Below are 20373 nucleotides of genomic sequence, written 5' to 3' on the forward strand. Positions count from 1 at the left end.
CTCGGACTTTGTGCTGCAAAGCATGATGCGGCCATTGCGACAATTCTGCGAACCGCCAGGTTAAATATGCGCGCTCAAATTATGGCGGGCGGCCAATTCCAGCCTGCAACTCACCCCAGATGCGACATCGTTTTGCCCGGCACCGGCAATTCGATATCGCCGGTCAATGGGAGACCGCAAGGGACGTGAAGCTCGAGCGCATCACGCTGTATCGGCAACCATCGAGGCTGCGCCTGATCGGCTCGGTGCTTGTCGCCGCCGCGGCCCTGTTGAACGCGGCCGCACCGCTTGCCGCCGAGGGCGTGCCGGCGCCAACAGCGACAATTATCGTCGAAGGCAATCGCCGGGTCGAGGCCGATACCGTACGCTCCTACTTTCATCCAGGGCCGGACGGCCGGCTCGATGAAGCCGCGCGCGATGAAGCCCTGAAGGCGCTGGTCGAAACGGGCCTGTTCGAGAAGGTCTCGATCGAGCGTACCGGCGATGGTCTGACGGTGCGTGTAGCGGAAGCGCCAATCCTCGACCGTGTCGCCTTCGAGGGAAACAGGAGAATAAAGGATGCCGATCTGGCCGCCGCGATCGAGTCCAAGCCGCACGGCAGCCTGCAGCGTGCAACGGTGCAGTCGGACGTCGGCCGTATCATCGAAGCTTACCGCCATGCCGGACGCGACGACGTCCGCGTCGCGCCCGAGATCATCGACCGCGGCAACAGCCGCGTCGATCTCGTTTATGTGATCACGGAGGGTGCGAAAACGCCTGTACGCCAGATCAAGTTTGTCGGCAATCGGACATTCGGCGCACGCCAGCTCAACGCCGTGATCAAGACGTCGGCCACCAACATGCTCAGTTTTCTGACCGGCGGCGACGTCTACGATCCGGACCGCGTCGCGCAGGATCAGGAGCAGTTGCGTCTCTATTATCGCAGCAAGGGCTATGCGGATGCTGCCGTTCGCTCGGCAACGGCCGAATACGACCCAGCGGCCAAGGGATTTGCAGTCACTTTTGTGATCGATGAAGGCCCACTCTATCACTTCGGCGATGTCAGCATCGCCTGCAACATTCCCGGGCTCGATCCGCAAAAATTGCGCGGGGTCGCGCTCGCTCGCGCCGGCGCGGTGTTTGACGGCAACGCGCTGGACAAGAGCACCGGGCTCCTTGCCGTCGAGATGGCCAAGCTCGGTTATCCCTTTGCGCAGGCGGTGACGCGCATCGCACGCGATGCCGCCGCACAGCGGATCGATGTCACGTTCGTGATCGACCAGGGGCCGCGCACCTATGTCGAGCGCATCGAGATCCACGGCAACACCCACACGCGCGACTATGTGATCCGACGCGAGTTCGACATCGCCGAGGGCGATCCCGATAACAAGACGCTGATCGATCGCGCGGAGCGGCGATTGAAGAACTTGAACTACTTCAAGACCGTCAAGATCTCCAATCGGCCCGGCTCAACGCCTGATCGCGTCGTGCTCGATGTCGAGACCGTGGAGCAGGCAACCGGCGAGTTCAACATCTCCGGCGGCTACTCGAGCACTGACGGCGCGCTGGTCGAGGTCAAGGCGGGCGACCGCAATTTCTATGGGACCGGAAAGAACGTTCAGGCCTCTGTGAGCTATGGCCAATACGCCCGCGGCATCGACCTCGCGGCGTCAGAACCCTATTTCCTCGGCACCAAGGTGTCAGCGGGAATCGAACTGTTCGGCCGGCAGAGCGAGGTGAGCAGCTATCAGTCCTATAACAGCACGACCTATGGCTCGACCCTGCAATTGGGCACGCCGATCACCGAGCAGCTCGGCGTGCAATGGCGTTACTCGATCTACAACCAGGACATCTCGCTCGGCCCGACCAGCTCCGGCTTGCCCCCTTCCCTCGCAGTCCAGCAGGCCGCCGCTAATGGGCCAGCCTGGGTCTCCGCCGTTGGTTCGGCCTCGACCTACAGCACGCTCGACAACAACAAGAGCCCTACGAGCGGATTGAGGTCGCAACTGAGCCAGGATCTGGCCGGCCTCGGCGGTGACGTGAAGTTCCTGCGGACCAGCGAAGACGCGCGCTACTATCAATCACTCGCGGGCGACCTCGTGGGCATGGTCCGCGCTCAGGGCGGCTACGTCACCGGCTGGGGCGGTCAGCAGGTGCAGCTGATGAACAGCTTTTTCGGCGGCCCGACCATGGTCCGGGGCTTTGCCAGCAACGGCTTCGGCCCACGTGATCTGACGCCCGGCACCACCATGGATAACGTCGGCGGCAGTGCCTATTGGGCGACGACGGCGGAACTACAGAGCGGAATTCCCGGCGTGCCGGACGAATACGGCCTCAAGGCATCGGCTTTCGTCGATGCCGGAAGTGTATTCCGTTATACCGGTCCGACGAGCGTGGGCGGCACCTCGCTGCAAGTTGCCAATAAAAACGTCGTGCGCTCTTCGGTCGGCATGGGCCTCACTTGGGCCTCCCCGTTCGGCGCCCTCACCGTCGACTACGCGGTGCCGTTGACCAAAGCCGCCTATGACGTGGTGCAGCCGCTCCGCTTCAGCGCTGGAGGCTTTTGACGGGAACGGGATGCGGCGTCGCAAAGCCGTAGATCAGCGCCAGCCGGTCGAGACATTCCTTGAGGCGCCGCGCAAAGTAATCGTTCCAGCGCTGGGTTCGCAGTCCCCGCCGCTCGCCGACCTGCTCCATGGTCATGCCGAGGATCAGGACTTCATGCACCAGTGCCGAACCGTCGGCGCCGAGTTCGCGCTCGACCCGGTTGAGCCGCGATACCGCCCTGCGCTGGGCCTCGGTGATCGGCTCGCGCTGCGTGCCACCATCGACATATTCCCTGGTCGTGTCGACCGCGCGCGGCCCACGCTCGGCCTTCTCCCAATCACTCTGAAACGCGCGGCCACCTCGAAACTGGGTATCATCGATCTGACGGTGCGAATGCAGGCGTCCGAGCGGATCGTTGCGGACCGAGCGCAGCGCAACGACTTTGTCTCCAGGCTCGAGCGCAAGTGGATCGTCGACCTCAACGGCAGCGACTTCGGCGTTGTACGGCAAATCCTGTGCGCGGCGGTCATGTGCTCTTGCGGGATGATATGGTTTCTTGCGTTTGGCGCGCGGCATGGCTTGGCTCCTTCAGGGCAAAATTCAACCGGGACCATCTCGCCGGCGGCAAGACGGGTCGCTAGCAAGATGGATGAGGTGGGAGGCGCGTACGCCGCTATGCCGGCTCGCTTAGGTGCAGCGGTACGGTGCTCGGTGACGGCTCCGTCTCGAGCTCCGGATTGCGGCTCAAGTGGAAATGGGGCGTGCAGTAGCTTGAGCCTGGCCGCCTCCGATGACCACAAAACGTGATGGGTTCGCCATCGCTGTCACCGCCATAGGGGTATCGGCAATCTCCGTATTCGAGCTCCACCAGCGAAAGGTGGCGCGGCGCGATCTCGACACAACGGAGCTCGACCTGCGGCGCCTTCTCGAACATAGGCATCGGCCAAGGGAATTCGATCGATCTTGGCTGGCGTTCCCGCGGCTCGCTCGACCTGTTCAATTGCGGCACTGGCGTCGGCCGCGGCGTCACCGGTGGCGAACCGTCCGGCGTCGACAGGCCGAGCCGCCTGGCACGGCCGATCGCGGCGCTTCTCGTATAGTCGGTGTTGAATCTGGCGTTGATCGTCTTGGCGATCTTCGCAAAGCTCATGCCTTGGGCGAGATATTCCCGCAACGCGTCCGAATGTTCGGGCGCCCAGCCTGTCACTTCCATTGTTGATTCTTGTCCTTCGCTCGGCGCCCGACGCCTCACCGCCAATTTCTGATATTCCGAAATGAAAGTCAAGCTTGATTTCTGATTATCAGAATTGCTACGCTTTCTGGGGATTCGAAAGAAGGATACGCCATGCTGGACGCCAGATTGATCGAGCGGGGCCTGCGGAAGCCAGGCAAGACCAAGGGTGGGCTCGCGCAGGCGATGGGTGTTCGCCCCGGCGCTGTTTCCGAAATCCTCTCCGGGATACGCCTGATCAAGGCGTCCGAGATTGCACCGATCATGGAATATCTCGAGCTCAACTCGGTGCCGGTCATGGGGCGTGTCGGTGCCGGCGCGTCGATCGAGCCGGAATATGAGCAGGTGCCGCCCGAGGGGCTCGGTGAAGTCGAGTTACCCTTCCCGATCGCAGAAGAAATCATCGCATTCGAAGTATCGGGCGATTCCATGCTGCCGAAATACGAGAATGGCGACATCATTGTCGTCTATCGCGAGCAGCGACATCCGCTCTCGAGCTTCTATGGCGAAGAGGCTGCCGTTCGCCTGAAGACCGGCGAGCGCTATCTGAAGACGATCGAGCGCGGAAAGTCGCCGACGGTGGTCAACCTCACGAGCTTCAACGCCAAGCCGATCAACGGGGTGAAGCTCGAATGGATCGGCGAAATCTGCGTGACCCTGCCGCGAGGCCAGATCGAGCGACTGCGCAGCAAGGCGGCCGCACGGTCCCGCAAAGCCGCCAAGGGGCCTCGGACGCCGGAGAAATAAACGGCCCAATTTCTGATTTTCAGAAATTACACTTGAAAAATTTCCGATTTTCGGAAATTATGTCGCCATCGACTCCTGTCGAGAGAGGTGGCCGATTTGGCCGACATGCAGTATTTCGTCGTGATGATCGATTACGGCCGGCGCGGCCGCGAGGCCGTCGTTGATCCCGAAATCACAAGGCGCGAGGTCATCGCGCGGGTTGTATCGGGCGAATACAGGAATATCAGCTTCATCCACGAAATCTCCGATTCGGTTGTCGAGGACGTGACGGCCGATATCCTCGCCGAGGCCGCCCTCCCCGACATCAGCGCGGCCGAAGCCGACCTGCAGGCGAGCACCTTCGACCATCGCCGCGATCTGCGCAAGCACGAGCAAGCATGATTGGCCCTTCACATGAATCGCGATGAATCACATTCCAATTTCGAAAACGTGATCGTCCGCGGCTTTAATTCGTCAGCTGCAGATCAAATATCTTCGGCCAAACGGCTATTCGGAGTAGCGGCGGGGTGCGATGGATTCGCGATTCGCTGCTCCGAATTTGTGAAGTCTTGCTCTCAATGAATCCATATGTGAAGGCTGAGATCGCGGCGCGCGACGGCGATCTACGCATATTCCTTCTGCTCGGCATCGCGACCTGGTCCCTGTTCCTGGATCATATTCCGCACAACGCCGTCAGCGCGTTGACCTTGCGGAACTTTGGATTCAGCGGGGCGACCGAGCTGTTTGTATTTGTGATCGGCTATGCCGCTGCGATCATGTACGGGAAGATCGTTGTGGAACGTGGCTTCGTCGTGGGAGCGACCCGTGTGCTCAAGCGGGTATGGCAGCTCTACGCAGCCTATGTGGTGCTGTTCGTCGTCTACGTCGACCTGATCGGATATGTCGCGGCCCAATCCGCCGCGCCCGATCTCTTCGCCGAATTCAACATCACCGACTTCATCGAGCACCCGATTCGCGTAATCGTCCGCGGCTTGCTGCTGCAGGCCAAGCCGCTCAACCTGGACGTATTGCAGCTCTTCATCGTCCTCATGGCGTTCCTTCCCGCCGTACTGTTTGGCATGATGCGCTGGCCGCGCCTGACGATGCTTGGATCCTTTGCACTCTATCTGTCGGCGCGGCACTTCGACTGGAATCTGACCGCCTTTCCGGAGGGGGGCTGGTATCTCAATCCGTTCTGCTGGCAATTGCTGTTCGTGCTGGGCGCTTGGTTCGCGGTCGGTGGCGCAGGAGATGCACACCTGGTTCGCGCGATGCAGAAGCTTCCGGCCTTGCGCGTCACCGCGTTGATCTACCTGCTCGTCGCCCTGACGATCATGTCGGCCGGGAAATCACCTGCGCTGGCGGAAATGATACCCAGTTCGGTGCTCGATGCCTTTCCGTCCAACGACAAGGCGAACCTCGCCCCCTATCGGGTGCTGCACCTGCTCGCAATGGCGTTCTTTTTCACCATGCTGATACCTCGCGACTGGTACGGACTTCAATTGCAAGCCATGCAGCCCCTCATCAAATGCGGCGAGGAATGGCTGGCGGTGTTCTGCTCCGGCATCTTCCTTTCATTTGCCGGGCACCTGGTTCTGATCACAGGCCCCAAGTCGCTGGCGATGCAGGTGCTGGTCAGCGCCGCCGGCATTCTCGGCATGACCTGCGTCGCCTATTACGCGTCCTGGTCCAAGCGGCAGGACCACAAATCCGCGGTCGGCGTACGATCCTGATGCAGCTTCATGGAGGCGTGCGGCGCTAGCGCTGCATCTGCATGATCTGGTCCATCGGCATCATGTTCTGATTGAGGTTCGCCATGATCCATAGCGAGCCGCCGATCACCAGAAAAACGATGAGTACGCCGAAGGCAAGCGCCATCACGTTGTTGGTGTTGTCGGGCCCGGTCGTGAGGTGGAGAAAGAAGACGAGATGCACGCCCATCTGGGCGATCGCCAGCACGATGATGGCAACGGGAATGCTCGGCTGCCAGACGAGGTCAGTGCCGGCAATAAAGAACGAGGTCGCCGTCAGCAGGAGCGCAAGGCCGAGGCCGGTGACATAGCCGAGTACGCGCAGGCCAACGCCGCCTTCGCGTTCGTCGCCCGGCGCCAGATCGATGCGGTGCTGTTCCGAGGCTTGATCGCTCATGGCTTGCTCCCGAGCAGATAGACCACCGAAAATACCGCGACCCAGATGATATCGAGGGCGTGCCAGAACAGCGCAAAGCACATGATGCGTCGCCCAATGTCGGCCCGAAAGCCCTTGGCGACCACTTGCGCCATCATCGTCAGCAGCCAGAGGATGCCGGCAGAGACATGCAGGCCATGGCAACCGACCAGGCTGAAGAAGGCGGTCAGAAACGCGCTGCGCGTCGGCCCCGCCCCGCGCGCGACCAGGTCCGCAAACTCCCGTCCCTCAAGATAGAGAAAGGCGAGCCCGAGGACGCAGGTTGCCGCCATGCCCACCTGGAACCAGAGCTTGTTTCGGACGTCAGCCGCGATGTTCGCGAGCCCGCAGGTGAAACTCGACAGCAACAGCAAGACGGTCTCGATCGCGACTCTCCTGAGATCGAACAGTTCGGCTCCCTTCGGCCCCCCTGCGGTCTGGTCAACCAGGACCGCATAGGTCGCGAAGAAGCACGAGAACATGACGATGTCGCTGAGCAGGAATATCCAGAAGCCGAACCCCGTGACGATCCGCTTCGGCACCGGTCCCGTGTGCGCGACCGCGGCATGCGCGATCCCGCGCAGACGGTGCGGATCGGCTTGAGCATATGCCAGCGTCGTGTCGGCCATGGCTCAGGCTCCCGCCAGGCTGGTCAGGGCGCGCCGCTCTTCGATATTGGCGCGGTCGATGCGCGCCACCTCCTTCGCGGGGATGACGTATTCGTCATGGTCCCGCCATGCGAATGCGACGAAGGTGGCGAAGGCACCGATCGCGCCGGCCGCGACCATCCACCAGATGTGCCAGATCAACGCAAAGCCCATGATGGTCGCGAAGAAGGCGCACACGAAGCCGGTCGGGGAATTGCGCGGCATCTCGATGTCTTTGTAGTCGAGCTCGCGCTTCTCGAGGCCCTGCTGCTTGGCATGCGCCTTCAATGACCAGTAGGCATCTTCGCCGGTCACATCAGGTGAAATCGCGAAATTGAACACCGGTGGTGGCGAAGCCGTTGCCCATTCCAGCGATCGTCCATCCCAGGGATCGCCGGTGCGGTCGCGCAGCTCTTCGCGATGCCGAATGCTGACGGTGAGCTGCATGATCTGGAAGATGATCCCGATCAGGATAATCACGGCACCAGCCGCCGCGATCAGAAGCCACGGCCGCCATTCCGCGACGTCGTAGTGCTGCATTCGCCGCGTCATGCCGAGAAAACCGAGCGCATAGAGCGGCATGAACGCGACGTAAAACCCGATCAGCCAGCACCAGAACGCCGCCTTGCCGAGCCCCTCATGCAGGCGGAAGCCGAACGCCTTTGGAAACCAGTAGGCATAGCCCGCGAAGGCGCCGAACAGCACGCCGCCGATGATCACGTTGTGAAAGTGAGCGACCAGGAACAGGCTGTTGTGAAGCAGGAAATCGGCTGGCGGCACGGCGACCAGCACGCCGGTGAGGCCACCGAGGATGAACGTCACCATGAAGCCGATCGCCCACAGCATCGGCGTGTCGAACCGCACCCGTCCACCATACATCGTGAACAGCCAGTTGTAGATCTTCACGCCGGTCGGCACCGCGATGATCATACTGGCGATCCCGAAGATCGCATTGACATAGGGACCGGCACCCATGGTGAAGAAATGGTGCAGCCACACCATGAAGGAGATGACGCAGATCGCCATGGTTGCGAGCACCATGGACCGATAGCCGAACAGCGGCTTGCCCGAAAACGTCGAGACCACCTCGGAGAAGATTCCGAACGCGGGCAGTACAAGGATGTAGACCTCGGGGTGACCCCACGCCCAGATCAGGTTCATGAACATCATCACGTTGCCGCCGGCCTCATTGGTGAAGAAATGGAAGCCGAAATAACGGTCGAGAATCAGCATCGCCAGCGTTGCTGTCAGGATCGGAAACGCCGCCACGATCAACAAACTCGAGGCGAGCGTGGTCCAGCAGAACATTGGCATCCGCAAATAGGTCATGCCCCTGGTGCGCAGCTTCAGCACCGTGGTAACGAGATTGATGCCGGCAACCAGCGTGCCGACGCCGGAGATCTGAAGCGCCCAGAGATAATAGTCGACGCCGACACCCGGCGAATAAGTGAGTCCGGACAGCGGCGGATAAGGCAGCCATCCGGTGCGCGCGAACTCGCCCACCACGAGCGAGATGTTGACCAGCAGCGCGCCTGTTGCGGTGAGCCAGAAGCCGACGGAATTCAAGGTCGGAAACGCCACGTCCCGCACGCCGAGCTGCAGCGGCACCACCAAATTCATCAGCCCGATCACGAACGGCATCGCCACGAAGAAGATCATGATGGTGCCGTGCGCGGAGAATATCTGGTTGTAGTGCTCTGGCGGCAGATAGCCTTGCGACTGGAAGGCAACTGCCTGCTGCGATCGCATCATGATAGCGTCGGAGAAGCCGCGCAGCAGCATGACCATGGCGAGCAAGGTATACATCACACCGATCCGCTTGTGATCGACGCTGGTGATCCATTCACGCCAGAGAGATGGCAGGTGGCCGGCAAGGACGACCCAGACCAGGACCCCGAGGATGACGAGCGCGACCACGCCCGAGGCGATCATCGGAATCGGCTGATCGATCGGAATCGCGGACCAGTTCAGCTTACCGAACATCTCGGCCTCCGATATGCGACTGCGCGCTTTCTGACGTCAGCTTCGGTCCCGGCCCCGGGGGTATCTCCTGGGTCACGATGGCGTTGAACAGCCGCGGATCCTCGAGCCGATAGGTCGATGTCACGGTCTCGACTGACTGCTGGGCGAGCTTTCCATAGCTCTCCGCATTCAAGACACGATTGGTCTGGGCGGTGCGTGCCACCCAATCAGGAAACTCGAGTTGCGGTACGACCTGAACGTCGAACATCATATTGGGAAAGCCATCCCCGCTGAAATGAGACGACAGGCCCTGAAGGGTACCCTGATTGTCGGCGCGCAGCTTCAACCGCGTCACCATCCCGTTCATCGTATAGATCATGCTGCCAAGCTGCGGGATGAAGAACGCGTTCATCACGCTGCCGGAGGTCAGTTCAAGATCAAGGGGAGAGCCAACCGGTACCGTCAGCGTGTTGACCGTTGCGATCCCCTGGTCCGGATAGATGAAGAGCCACTTCCAATCGAGCGACACGACCTGGATGCGGACCGGCGCGCCGGTCCCATCAATGGGCCGGGCGGGATCGAGCTGATGCGATCCAATCCACGCCACCCCGCCAAGCAGGATGATCGTCAGCGTCGGGATCGACCACACCACGAGCTCGAGGCGGCCGGAATAAGCCCAATGGGGCTGATAGGTCGCCCGTGGATTGGACTCGCGAAACCAGAATGCAAAGGCAAAGATTGCCGCGATCGTCGGCAGGACGATCGCCAGCATGATCCCGACCGAGTCGATCAGAATTGTCTTCTGGGCAGCGGCGATCGGACCTTGCGGATCGAAGATGTTCATCGCGAAGCCGTGACCGTGTTGTTGCTACAGCGGGGTCTTGGAACGACACTTCGGCGGACGAGATCGGCTTGGTCGGAAACAAGGCAACGGCGCCGGGGTCCCGACAGGAAGACTGATACACTGACTTTAGAGGTTCATCCCGGGATTGTCCGATCAAATTTCAACCGCCCCGCGGCGATCAGCGGGCTCGATCGTTCATTTTTGAAAAAAGGCGGCGCAGTTTGCTCTCGCAGCATCTGGGCTTGTTCCGACGATCCGCGTCGCCTACGCCCCACGAACGTCCTCAATCTCCTGGAAATGCGCGTCTCAAGCGCCTCGCTTTGGCGCAGCATGGCCGGGTCCAGCTTTCCCTGTCGGGACGCGTCCAGCGCGCAGGCAAAGATGCGATAGAACTGCGCGCCGTCGAATGCGACCAGGAGCATGTCGACGCCAGCATTCGACGACGGCATCGCAGACACTGTACTGGTAGATCGCTCCCATCACCAGGTCATCCGTCATCACGATGCCCCGATAATTCCAATTGTTTCGAATGATCCCGTCGACGACCAGCTTTGAGTGCGAGGCCGCATGATCCGGGTCGATCGCGGTGAGAGTCACATGGCCGACCATGAGCTGCGCTTTTGAATTCGCCAGCACCTCCCGGAACGGACGCCAGTCGGACGCTTCCAATTCGTCCGCTGATGTTCCGAGTTCCGCGCTGAAGTGATGGGTATCGGCGCGGACGCGGCCCAGCCCGGAAAAATGCTTGACGGTTGCCCCGACGCCGAACGCCTCGAGGCCGTGAACATACGCCTGCGCGATCTCGCCGACGATGGCGGGATCGGCTGAGATCGCGCGACGGCCGATCAGCGTATTGAAATCAAATCGATTACGCCCAGCCTCGGGCCGCAGGTCGAGCACCGGGGCAAAATTGAGATTGACCCCGAGCGCCGCCAATTCCTGTCCGTGAATGCGGCCGAATTCTTCGGCCTTCGCCTTCCGTAGGTCCGGCGTCATTTCCACCAACGTAGCCAGCGCCGGCAGCTTGGTCAGTGGCGGCGACAGATGAGAAACGATGCCACCTTCCTGGTCGGCTGCGACGATCAAGGGCGGCAGCCCAGCGGCGCGCCGCTTGTCCTGAAGGGCTGCGATCTCGGCTTTCAACGCCTCCGCCGACTTTCGCCGCAGATTGTGCTTGCTGACATAGATGCCGCCGATCAAGCCCTTCTCCGCCAGCACTGTCACCGCTGAGACCGACGAATAGCCGACCATGAAGTGCGGCCCAAGGCTGCGCACCTGCGCAGCATCGACCTGCAACACCTCGCGCTTGCGCAGCTCGAACGTAAGATGCGCGCCCAGCATCAGAAGCGGCGGCAGGCACCACAACAGGACCAGCAATCTTCGCGAAAACCCTCGCCGCCAGGAGCCGCGAAGCAGCAGGACAAGGACCACCACGCTGCTCGTGACCACGAGCACGATGTTTCCCGTTCCGCGCAGCACGGCGAGATAGGGCTCGTTCTTGTTGGCGGCGACAAGGGCGAGCACCAACCCGGCGAACCAGAGCCCGATGATAACGACACGATTTCGAAATTTCATGGTTGGCGACGCCGCGTGTGAAACAACAGACCCCGCCCCTATCAAATGCACACATGCCGCGCGAGCACTTAACCACGTCTGCACGGAAACTGCACAAAACTCCTGAAGTCGTGCAGACGACCATTTCGAGATTTGCACAACGTCAGTTCAAGGTCCGCCGCGTTCGACATCCGCAAAGGAATTGACATGACAAGTCTCCCTTCGCCCGCCGCCGATATCCGACCCGTCCAAAGCTTATCGCTGCCAGCCAAGCTCGCGATCGCGGTCGCGCTGGCTGCGCTTGCCGACTTGCTGTTCTACGGCGAGCGAATCGGAATATCGGTTGCTGTCTTCGCTGTTGCGCTGGCCTGCGGTTCGCTGCTTGCCAACATCGCCAAACTGGAGGGGCGTCGAGCGATGCTCGGCGGCCTCCTCATGATCGCCGGCCTCGTCCCGACCGTGGAGGAAGTCAATGCGGCATCACTTGCGATCATCTTGCTCGCGCTCGGAGCGGCCCTCTTGCTCACGACCAACCCTGGTCTCACCGGCCTTGGCGAACGAGCGGCGGCGCTTTGCGACCTCTTCCTGGTCAGTCCTTTTAGGTTCTTTGTGGACGCGCTCGGGATGTTCAATCTGCCGGCGCTGACCAGCGGCCTCATCCTGTGGTTCGTGCCCGCATTGCTTGGAACAGTTTTCGTCGCCTTGTTTGTCGCCGCCAACCCTGTGCTCGAAATATCGATCGGCCTGATCAACCCCAGCAACGCTGCTTCGCATCTAAACGTCGGACGGGCGCTGTTCTGGATCGTGGCGATATCCCTCGTCTGGCCGTTCATCCATGTCAGGTGGCGCCGCAAATCTGGCTCGGTCGCTGCCGCGGCCGAATCCCCCACGCCGGCCGCGGATACATCTTCCGATGTCGTCGATTTCCTCGGCGCACCGACCATCCTGCGCTCGCTCATCCTGTTCAATCTGCTGTTCGCGGTTCAGACGATCCTGGACGCGGTCTATCTCTGGGGCAATGCGGCGCTCCCGGCCGGCGTCACCTATGCCTCATATGCCCATCGCGGCGCCTATCCCCTGATCGTCACGGCCCTGCTGGCAGCGGGCTTCGTTCTCGTCGCAATTCGGCCTGGTGGTCCCGCCGAAGGGTCCAAGGTCATACGAGCCCTGGTCTATTTATGGGTGGCGCAGAACGTCCTGCTGGTCGCTTCCGCCATCTACCGGCTCGACCTCTATGTGCAGATCTATCTTCTGACCTATTGGCGCGTGGCTGCTTTCATCTGGATGTTGCTGGTCGCCGCCGGGCTTCTATTGATCGTCGCCCGCATCATGCTGGACCGTTCCAACGCCTGGCTGATAGCGGCAAACCTGGTCACGTTGACGGCCGTGCTCTATGTCTGCTCGCTCGTCGACCTCGCCGCGATCATCGCCGACTACAATGTCACCCACAGCCGCGACGTGTCCGGCAAGGGCCTGCAGGTCGACACAAACTACCTGGCTCAGCTCGGGCCGCAGGCGCTGCCCGCGATCGAGAAGGTCCTGCAGCTTCGCACCAGCGATCCGTGCCTTGTTTCCCGCCGAGATTCGCTTGTAGAACAGCAGCGGCGGGACATGGCGTCCTGGCGTTCCTGGGGTTTTCGAAGCTGGCGCCTGCAACGCTATCTCGACGGCGAACAGAAGAACAAGGTCACGGGTGACGAGCGGGCTGGAGGGACGTTTGACGCACCGTATTCTTATCGTCGACGACGACCTGCACATCCGCGAAGTCATCCGCGTCGCCCTCAAGAAAGCCGGCATGAACGTGGTCGAGGCGCGCGACGGCAAGGAGGCGCTCGCCCGATTTGCAAGCGACCGGCCTGACCTCATCGTGCTCGACATCGGGATGCCAGAGCTGGACGGGCTCGACGTCTGCCGGGAGGTGCGAAAGAATTCCGATGTACCGATCCTGTTCCTGTCGGCGCGCGACGATGAGATCGACCGCGTGCTGGGCCTCGAGATTGGCGGCGACGACTACGTGACAAAACCGTTCAGCCCGCGCGAGCTCGTCGCCCGCGTCAACGTCATCCTGCGGCGCATGAACCCTCGCGGCGGCGACGCCAAAGCCGGCAACACGGTTCTCACGCAAGGCAGACTGTCCGTCGATCCCGAGCAGCACGTCGCGTTGTTTGCCGGGATACCGCTCCGGCTGACGGCAATCGAGTTCGGAATCCTGCGTGCCTTCCTGACGCGGCCGACGGCTGTCTTCAACCGCGAGCAGCTCATGCGCGCATCCTACCAGCTCAACATCCAGGTGTCCGACCGCACCATCGACAGCCACATCCGCAACATCCGCGCCAAGCTCGCCGCGCTGAACTGCGACAACGTCATCGAGACCATTCACGGCGTCGGCTTCAAGCTCGGGCGATGCGAGCCGCAGGCATGAGCGGTCCGAATGCGCCCGCCAAATGGCGGCCATCGCTCAGCCTGGTCATCTTCACCGTGCTGGCGACCGTCGCCATACTGCCTCTGGTCGGCTTGTTCTTCTTCCGCCTCTATGACAACCAGCTGATTCGCCAGACCCAGGCCGAGCTGATCGCCCAGAGCCGCGTGCTGGCGGCGATCTTCGCGCAGGAGGTACAGGCGCAGCTCACCAACGGGATTCCGCTCGGCGCCGAGATCCCGCCCGGCGTCTTGCCCGATCCTGGCGATCAGGTTACGCCGATCCGGCCCGCGCTCGATCTCACCGGCAATGATCTGTTGCGGCGGCGGCCCGCCGCCCTGCCCGCGGGCGCACCGGCCGACCAGGCCTATGTCGAGATCGGCGCGCGACTGCTGCCGATCGTCCGCGAGACGCAGAAGGTAACGCTAGCCGGATTCAGGATCCTCGATCCGCACGGCGTCGTGATCGCGGGACGTCAGGAAGTCGGACAATCGCTCGCCCATATCGAGGAAATCGCCGCGGCGCTCCATGGCGAATATCGCGCTGCGCTGCGAATCCGCGTGCCGGACAAGCCCCCGCCGCCGATCTATTCCATCAGCCGCGGCGTCGGCGTGCACGTGTTTTCCGCGATGCCGGTGATCGTCAACAACCGCGTGGCCGGCGTGATCTATACGACCCGGACCCCGAGCAACATTTTCGACCATCTCTATCAGGAACGCGTCAAGTTCCTGCTCGCCGCGCTCGCCGTGATCCTTGCGACGATGGCGATCGGGCTGTTTTTCTCCCGCACCATTACCCAGCCCATGCACGAACTGATCGGCCGCGCCGCGCGCATCGGCAAAGGCGATCGCACCGCATTCCGCCCGTTGCGGCACTACGGAACGCGCGAATTCGCACAGCTCTCGCATAGCTTCTTCGGCATGGCCGAAGAGTTGGCGCGCCGTTCGGACTACATCGCAACGTTCTCGGCGCATCTCACGCATGAGTTGAAGTCGCCGCTCACCTCGATCAAGGGCGCGGCGGAGCTGCTTCTGGATTCCCTGGACGACAAATCGGACGTCCTGACCCGTTCCGAGCAGAAGACTTTCGTGTCGAACATTCTCGGCGATACCGAGCGCCTCGAAGCGATGGCCCAGCGCTTGCGCGAACTGGCGCGCGCCGAAACCGTGCCGCAGAACGAGCGCACCGAACTGGCGTCCGTGATCGGCGATCTCAAAAGCCGGTTCCCAGCTTGCGTTATCACGGCGGCCGGCAGTCTCGACCGGCCGATCGTGATGTCCGCCGAAAAGGCGCTGATCGTCCTCTCACACCTTGCCGACAACGCCGTGCGGCACAACGCCAGGAATATACGGCTCGACGCCGTGGACGAGCATACTGTCGTCAAGCTGGTCGTGGACAATGATGGCGATCCGATCTCGGAAGCCAACCGCGAACGGATCTTCGACGCCTTCTTCACCACCCGCCGCGATGCCGGCGGCACGGGGATGGGGCTTGCGATCGTGCGCGCGGTGATGACAAGTCACGGCGGCTCGATCCGACTGCTGGCGACCAGTGAAGGCGTGACCTTCGAGCTTAGGTTTCCCGCCGCTTGAACCTCACACCCGCTCGATGATGATCGCAGGCGCCATGCCGCCGGCGGCACACATCGTCACCAGACCACGCTTGAGGTCACGCCGCTCCAATTCATCCAGCACCGTGCCGATCAGGATCGAGCCGGTGGCGCCGATGGGATGACCGAGCGCGATGGCGCCGCCATTGACGTTGACCTTCTCGCGATCCAGCTTGAGATCGCGGATGAACTTCTCCGCGACCACGGCAAATGCTTCGTTGATCTCGAACAGGTCGATATCGTCAAGCGTCAGCCCGGCCTTGGCCAGCACCTTGCGCGCCGCCGGCACTGGCGCGTTCAGCATCAGGGTCGGCGAATCCCCCATATTGGCCATCGCGACCACGCGCGCCCGCGGCTTCAAGCCGTGCTTCCTGGCGTAGTCAGGCGAAGCCAGCAGGATCGCGGCAGAGCCATCGACCACGCCGGACGAATTTCCCGCGTGATGGACAAAGTCGATATCGAGATCGGGATATTTTTCCAGGATCAGCTTGCGATAGGTCGTCCCCTTGTCGTCGAGCGCGTAGTCGGCGACCGCCGGGAAGGCAGGTTTCAGCGCCGCGAGCCCTTCGAGCGTGGTCTGCGGCCGCGGATATTCCTCCTTGTCGAGCGCGAGCGTGCCATCCTCGCGATAGACAGGAACCAGGCTCTTGTCGAAATGGCCGCCCTTGATCGCGGCCGCTGCCCGCTTCTGGCTTTCCAGTCCGAGCGCATCGACGTCCTGCCGCCTGATGCCCTCGAGCGTCGCCACGGCGTCGGCGCAGACGCCCTGATGCGATTGCGGATGCCTTGCGCGCAGGCGGAGATTGCCGGCGTCCATCATGAACGGCCCCTCGCCGCGCCGTCCCTCCATCGACATCACCTCGGTGCCGCCGGCGATCACGAGATCTTCGGAGCCGGACATGATCGAAGCAGCTGCCATGTTGACGCTGGTGATGCCGGAACCGCAGAAGCGATCGAGCGTGACGCCGCTCGCCTTCACGTCATAACCGGCATCGAGCGCCGACATGCGGCCGAGATCGCCGCTCTGCGCGCCGCGCTGGGAACTCGTGCCCCAGATGATGTCGTCGACATCAGCGGTATCGATGCCGGTGCGATCGGCCAGCGCGCGCAGCACGGCGGCGCCGAGCTGCTGCGGATGGATGCCTGACAGCGCGCCCTTGCCCGCCTTGCCAATGCCTCGCGGCGTCCTGCATGCATCGATGATCAGCGCGTCAACCATGGTGTGTTCCTCAGACAGTCTTACATCGGCGCATTTGCAGCCGATCACCCGGCAAAGTCAATTCGCTGTCGCAGGGTGGGTAAAGCGAAGCGTGCCCACCACTTACGGTCGATGCCAGAAAGGTGGGCACGCTTCGCTTTGCCCACCCTACGCTACCCCCGCCGCAGCGCTAGTATCTTCTCCGCGGCGCGCAGATGCGGCTTGTCGACCATCTTGCCATCCATCTTCACCACACCGGACGGATTTTCCGCGAACGCAGCGACGACGCGCTCCGACCACGCGATCTCCTCGTCCGTCGGCATGAAGGCAGCATTGACGACGTCGACATGCTTTGGATGGATCACCGCCTTTGCCAGGAAACCATCCTGCCGCGCCGTGATGCATTCCTCCCGGAGCGCATCCAGATTGTTGATGTCGGTCGCGATCGTATCGATGGCGACGACGCCGGCGGCAGCCGCGCTGATCAGGCAGAGATCGCGCGCCAGCCAGAACGGGCTGTGAAAACGACTACCGGTGCGGTTGCGCGAGGCCCCGAGCGAGGCGGCGAGATCTTCGGCGCCCCACATCATGCCCCATAGCCGTGGGCTCATATTCTCGAAGTCGAGCAGTTTGAGCACCGCCCGCGCCGTCTCGGTCGCAACCGGCACGATGCGTGTCGTGCCCTGGGCAATGCCGGATGCCGCCTCGAACGCGTCGAGGTAAAGCGCGAGCTTGTTGACGTCGGCGGCCCCTGCACATTTCGGCAGGACGATGCCGTCTGGCTTCCCCGGCATGACGGCTGCGAGATCGCCCAGCGTCATGTCGGTGTCGAGCGCGTTGACGCGGACACATCTTCTGATCCGGATTGCGCGAATTCAACATCTCGCGCGTGATGCCGCGCGCCGCCACCTTCTGCTCCGGCGCAATGGAATCCTCGAGATCGAGGATCAGGGCATCTGCGGCCGTCTTCTTCGCGCTTTCGAATTTCCGGACGCTGTCGCCGGGAACAAACAGGAACGAACGCATCGCCTCACGCCTTCGGTTTGCAGAGCATCAGCCCAGTACGGCGGCAGCTCGCCACCACCTCGCCGCGCTGGTTGGTCATTGTGTGCTCGAATTCCACGAGCCCCTGGGTCGGCCGCGACTTGCTCGGGCGCTTCGAGACGATCTTGGTGTGCGCCCGCAGCGTATCGCCATGAAACACCGGCTTCGGAAACTTCACGTCCGTCATGCCCAGATTGCCGACGGTGGTGCCGAGCGTCGTATCATAGACGCTCATGCCGATCATGATGCCGAGCGTATAAAGGCTGTTGAACAGCCGCTGGCCATATTCGGTCTTCTCGGCGAAATGGGCATCGAGGTGCAACGGCTGCGGGTTCATGGTCAACAGACTGAACATCGTATTGTCCATCTCGGTCACGGTGCGGCTGAATTCATGATGGAATTCCCGCCCGACCTCGAACTCCTCGAAATATAGTCCTGCCATCAGCGTCCCCGATAGTTTGGCGTCCGCTTCTCGACGAACGCGTTCAACCCTTCCTGACAATCTTCCGTCGTCGCGACAAGCGCAAAACTCTCGGCCGCGTTCTCGATCGCGCGTCGGTAGTCCGCATCCACCGCGCGCATGAAGGCATCGCGCCCGATCTTCATCACGATCGGCGACTTGGCGGCGAGCTTTCGGGCGACCTCGCGGGCGCGATCGAGCGCGGTCCCCTTCTTCACAACTTCGCTCAAAAGGCCCATGCGAAACGCGGTTGCCGCATCGAAGGGCTCGCCGAGAAACAACGGCCCGAAGGCCTGGTGCTTTCCCACCAGCCGCGGCAAATGCACGAAGTGAAGCGCCGGTATCAGCCCGACATCGATCTCCGGATAGCCGAAGGTCGAGGCGTCGCCCGCAATGATCATGTCGCAGGATATGGCAATGGTCATGCCGCCAGCCCGCGCGGCACCATCGATCGCTGCAATCGTCGGCTTGCCCATTCGGTACTGGACATCGTTGAGGGCGAAGTAGAGCCGTTCGAGAAAGCCCTTGATCTCGATCGCCGGCTTGCCGCGCGCGATGTCGAGATCGAGCCCGGCACAAAACACCTTGTGGGCACTGCCGATGATCACGGCGCGCACGGCCTCATCGTCCTTGGCCGTCTGCAATGCAGCCAGCAGCGCATCGATCAAGGACAGGCTCAGCGCGTTGACCGGCGGGCGATCCAGCATGATCTCGGCGATACCGTCGGCAACCGAGTAGCGGACGAGTTTGTGGCTCATGATGCACCGCCTCCATTTGGCCGCGACTGACGCACGGCACCGGCCGCGATCAACGCATCGATGACGGCACCGTCGAAGCCAGCCTCTGTCAGAACCTCGACGCTGTCCTGTCCGATATCCGGCGCGGGACGCAGATCGTCCTCTGAACGACTTGCGATCCCCGGCGTCCGCGGTGTGTAGACCGGGCCGACGGCGGGCGTATCCTGGCAGACCGCCGCCCTGGTTGCCTCGACGTGAGCATTCCTCAGCCATTCGCCGGGATTGTGGATGCGCTCCGCGATGATATCGGCCGCATGCAGCCGCGTCAGCCACGCCTCGGCCGTTTGGGTCAGGAAGACTTCCCGTAGCTGCGGGATCAGCCTATCAGCCGAATCCGCACGCCGAGCGAAATCGGCAAAACGCGGATCAGTGGCGAGATCTTCGCGCCCGATCGCCGCGCAGAGCCGCCTGTACTGCGCTTCGTTCACCAGCGTCACCATCATCCAGCCGTCCTTGGCCTGGTAGGTGCCAGCCGGCACGTTGAGCGCGCGCGGTGCACCGCCTTCCAGAATGAACTCAGCAACCTTGTGCCCCAGCAGCGCCGCCGTCGACTGGCAGAGATTGACGTCGATCCAGCGTCCAGTGCCCACGGTCGCGCGCGCGAACAGCGTGGTGGCGATGGCCTGGAAGGCATAGACGCCCGTGACGACGTCGGAGATCGTCGTGCCGACCCGGTGCGGTGTACCGTCGGCGCCGACATTGACCGAGACCAGACCCGAAAACGCCTGCGCCACGGAATCCGATCCGGGACGCTTCGCGTAAGGCCCACTTTGCCCGAAGCCGCTGACCGAGAGATAGACCAGGCCGGGATTGTCGCGTGACAGCGATTCATACCCAAGCCCGAGCCGCGCGGCCACGCCGGGCCTGAAGCCTTCGATCAGGACGTCGATGTCCCTTGCCAGCTTCTGAGCAATCGCGATCCCATCCTTGTGCTTCAGGTCGAGGCACAGGCTGCGCTTGCCGCGGTTATAGACCGCCGACAGCGTGGTGTGGTTGCCATAGCTGGTCCCGAGATAGCGCGACCAGTCACCCTCCGGCGGCTCGACCTTGATGACGTCGGCGCCATAGACCCCAAGCAGCATCGCGCAATAGGGCGACGCAATGCCCTGTCCGAAATCGAGCACGCGAAGGCCGCGATAGGGCGCCTCGTGCGTCGGCGCCAGCCTGCTTTCAACCGCCATTCATCCTCC

At 62.2% G+C, this 20373-nt stretch carries 18 protein-coding genes and 1 pseudogene; 7 read left to right on the forward strand and 12 right to left on the reverse strand.

Annotated features, from left to right (window positions below; genetic code table 11):
• Positions 1 to 119: 119 nt before the first annotated feature.
• The gene (gene bamA, locus AC5ZG5_RS21535; protein ID WP_456643153.1) at positions 120 to 2546 is read left to right on the forward strand and encodes an outer membrane protein assembly factor BamA; all 2427 of its coding nucleotides are present in this window, start codon (positions 120 to 122) and stop codon (positions 2544 to 2546) included.
• On the opposite strand, the gene AC5ZG5_RS21540 is transcribed toward bamA, so the two are convergent.
• Together AC5ZG5_RS21540 and AC5ZG5_RS21545 are read right to left on the reverse strand one after the other, a co-directional pair.
• Positions 2527 to 3102 carry a DUF6456 domain-containing protein gene (locus AC5ZG5_RS21540; protein WP_456643154.1) on the reverse strand — a complete coding sequence of 192 codons (576 nt, stop codon included), beginning with the start codon at positions 3100 to 3102 and terminating at the stop codon, positions 2527 to 2529. The genes bamA and AC5ZG5_RS21540 overlap by 20 nt on opposite strands.
• 97 nt (positions 3103 to 3199) lie before the next feature.
• Complete coding sequence (locus AC5ZG5_RS21545) at positions 3200 to 3739, reverse strand: GcrA family cell cycle regulator (RefSeq protein ID WP_456643155.1); 540 nt, start codon at positions 3737 to 3739, stop codon at positions 3200 to 3202.
• Between the two features lie 132 nt (positions 3740 to 3871).
• On the opposite strand from AC5ZG5_RS21545, the gene AC5ZG5_RS21550 reads away from it, so the two are divergent.
• The 3 genes from AC5ZG5_RS21550 to AC5ZG5_RS21560 all read left to right on the forward strand — a co-directional run bounded on the left by AC5ZG5_RS21550 (position 3872) and on the right by AC5ZG5_RS21560 (position 6216).
• Positions 3872 to 4504: a S24 family peptidase gene (locus AC5ZG5_RS21550; protein WP_456643156.1), complete on the forward strand. Its 633-nt coding sequence runs from the start codon at positions 3872 to 3874 to the stop codon at positions 4502 to 4504.
• A gap of 105 nt (positions 4505 to 4609) precedes the next feature.
• Positions 4610 to 4885 carry a hypothetical protein gene (locus AC5ZG5_RS21555; RefSeq protein WP_208824887.1) on the forward strand — a complete coding sequence of 92 codons (276 nt, stop codon included), beginning with the start codon at positions 4610 to 4612 and terminating at the stop codon, positions 4883 to 4885.
• 176 nt (positions 4886 to 5061) lie between these two features.
• Positions 5062 to 6216 (forward strand): OpgC domain-containing protein, encoded by a 1155-nt coding sequence (locus tag AC5ZG5_RS21560; RefSeq protein ID WP_456643157.1) that lies wholly within the window; start codon positions 5062 to 5064, stop codon positions 6214 to 6216.
• A 25-nt stretch (positions 6217 to 6241) separates the two neighbouring features.
• Here the strand turns inward: AC5ZG5_RS21560 and cyoD are convergent, their stop codons facing one another.
• From cyoD to AC5ZG5_RS21585, 5 genes are all read right to left on the reverse strand, one after another.
• On the reverse strand, positions 6242 to 6631 hold the full coding sequence (cyoD, locus tag AC5ZG5_RS21565; RefSeq protein WP_456643158.1) for a cytochrome o ubiquinol oxidase subunit IV: 390 nt from the start codon (positions 6629 to 6631) through the stop codon (positions 6242 to 6244).
• Positions 6628 to 7278, reverse strand: coding sequence for a cytochrome (ubi)quinol oxidase subunit III (locus tag AC5ZG5_RS21570; protein ID WP_208824491.1), 651 nt, complete (start codon positions 7276 to 7278; stop codon positions 6628 to 6630). Before AC5ZG5_RS21570 ends, cyoD begins: the two co-directional genes overlap by 4 nt.
• Positions 7279 to 7281: 3 nt before the next feature.
• Positions 7282 to 9279 carry a cytochrome o ubiquinol oxidase subunit I gene (gene cyoB, locus AC5ZG5_RS21575; protein WP_456643159.1) on the reverse strand — a complete coding sequence of 666 codons (1998 nt, stop codon included), beginning with the start codon at positions 9277 to 9279 and terminating at the stop codon, positions 7282 to 7284.
• Positions 9269 to 10102: a cytochrome ubiquinol oxidase subunit II gene (locus AC5ZG5_RS21580; protein WP_456643160.1), complete on the reverse strand. Its 834-nt coding sequence runs from the start codon at positions 10100 to 10102 to the stop codon at positions 9269 to 9271. Before AC5ZG5_RS21580 ends, cyoB begins: the two co-directional genes overlap by 11 nt.
• A 306-nt stretch (positions 10103 to 10408) precedes the next feature.
• Positions 10409 to 11677, reverse strand: coding sequence for a glycoside hydrolase family 3 N-terminal domain-containing protein (locus AC5ZG5_RS21585; RefSeq protein WP_456643161.1), 1269 nt, complete (start codon positions 11675 to 11677; stop codon positions 10409 to 10411).
• Positions 11678 to 11863: 186 nt separating this feature from the next.
• On the opposite strand from AC5ZG5_RS21585, the gene AC5ZG5_RS21590 reads away from it, so the two are divergent.
• Genes AC5ZG5_RS21590 through AC5ZG5_RS21600 form a run of 3 tightly spaced genes read left to right on the forward strand, consistent with a single transcriptional unit; the run spans position 11864 to position 15667 of the window.
• Complete coding sequence (locus AC5ZG5_RS21590) at positions 11864 to 13516, forward strand: DUF4153 domain-containing protein (RefSeq protein WP_456643162.1); 1653 nt, start codon at positions 11864 to 11866, stop codon at positions 13514 to 13516.
• Positions 13407 to 14078: a response regulator gene (locus tag AC5ZG5_RS21595; RefSeq protein WP_456643190.1), complete on the forward strand. Its 672-nt coding sequence runs from the start codon at positions 13407 to 13409 to the stop codon at positions 14076 to 14078. The genes AC5ZG5_RS21590 and AC5ZG5_RS21595 overlap by 110 nt, the downstream gene beginning before the upstream one ends.
• A complete protein-coding gene (locus tag AC5ZG5_RS21600; RefSeq protein WP_456643163.1) occupies positions 14075 to 15667 on the forward strand; it encodes a sensor histidine kinase in 1593 nt (530 codons plus the stop codon). The genes AC5ZG5_RS21595 and AC5ZG5_RS21600 overlap by 4 nt, the downstream gene beginning before the upstream one ends.
• A gap of 3 nt (positions 15668 to 15670) precedes the next feature.
• Here the strand turns inward: AC5ZG5_RS21600 and AC5ZG5_RS21605 are convergent, their stop codons facing one another.
• From AC5ZG5_RS21605 to AC5ZG5_RS21625, 5 genes and pseudogenes are all read right to left on the reverse strand, one after another.
• Complete coding sequence (locus AC5ZG5_RS21605) at positions 15671 to 16903, reverse strand: acetyl-CoA C-acetyltransferase (RefSeq protein ID WP_456643164.1); 1233 nt, start codon at positions 16901 to 16903, stop codon at positions 15671 to 15673.
• 152 nt (positions 16904 to 17055) lie between these two features.
• Positions 17056 to 17908: pseudogene (locus tag AC5ZG5_RS21610) on the reverse strand (HpcH/HpaI aldolase/citrate lyase family protein).
• Between the two features lie 4 nt (positions 17909 to 17912).
• Positions 17913 to 18368: a MaoC family dehydratase gene (locus tag AC5ZG5_RS21615; RefSeq protein ID WP_028164873.1), complete on the reverse strand. Its 456-nt coding sequence runs from the start codon at positions 18366 to 18368 to the stop codon at positions 17913 to 17915.
• Entirely contained in the window at positions 18368 to 19144 is a 777-nt protein-coding gene (locus AC5ZG5_RS21620) for an enoyl-CoA hydratase/isomerase family protein (RefSeq protein ID WP_456643165.1), read from the reverse strand. The genes AC5ZG5_RS21615 and AC5ZG5_RS21620 overlap by 1 nt, the downstream gene beginning before the upstream one ends.
• Positions 19141 to 20364 (reverse strand): CaiB/BaiF CoA transferase family protein, encoded by a 1224-nt coding sequence (locus AC5ZG5_RS21625; protein WP_456643166.1) that lies wholly within the window; start codon positions 20362 to 20364, stop codon positions 19141 to 19143. Before AC5ZG5_RS21625 ends, AC5ZG5_RS21620 begins: the two co-directional genes overlap by 4 nt.
• Positions 20365 to 20373 lie beyond the last annotated feature (9 nt).

It is taken from the genome of Bradyrhizobium sp. Ses1 (genome assembly GCF_059512365.1).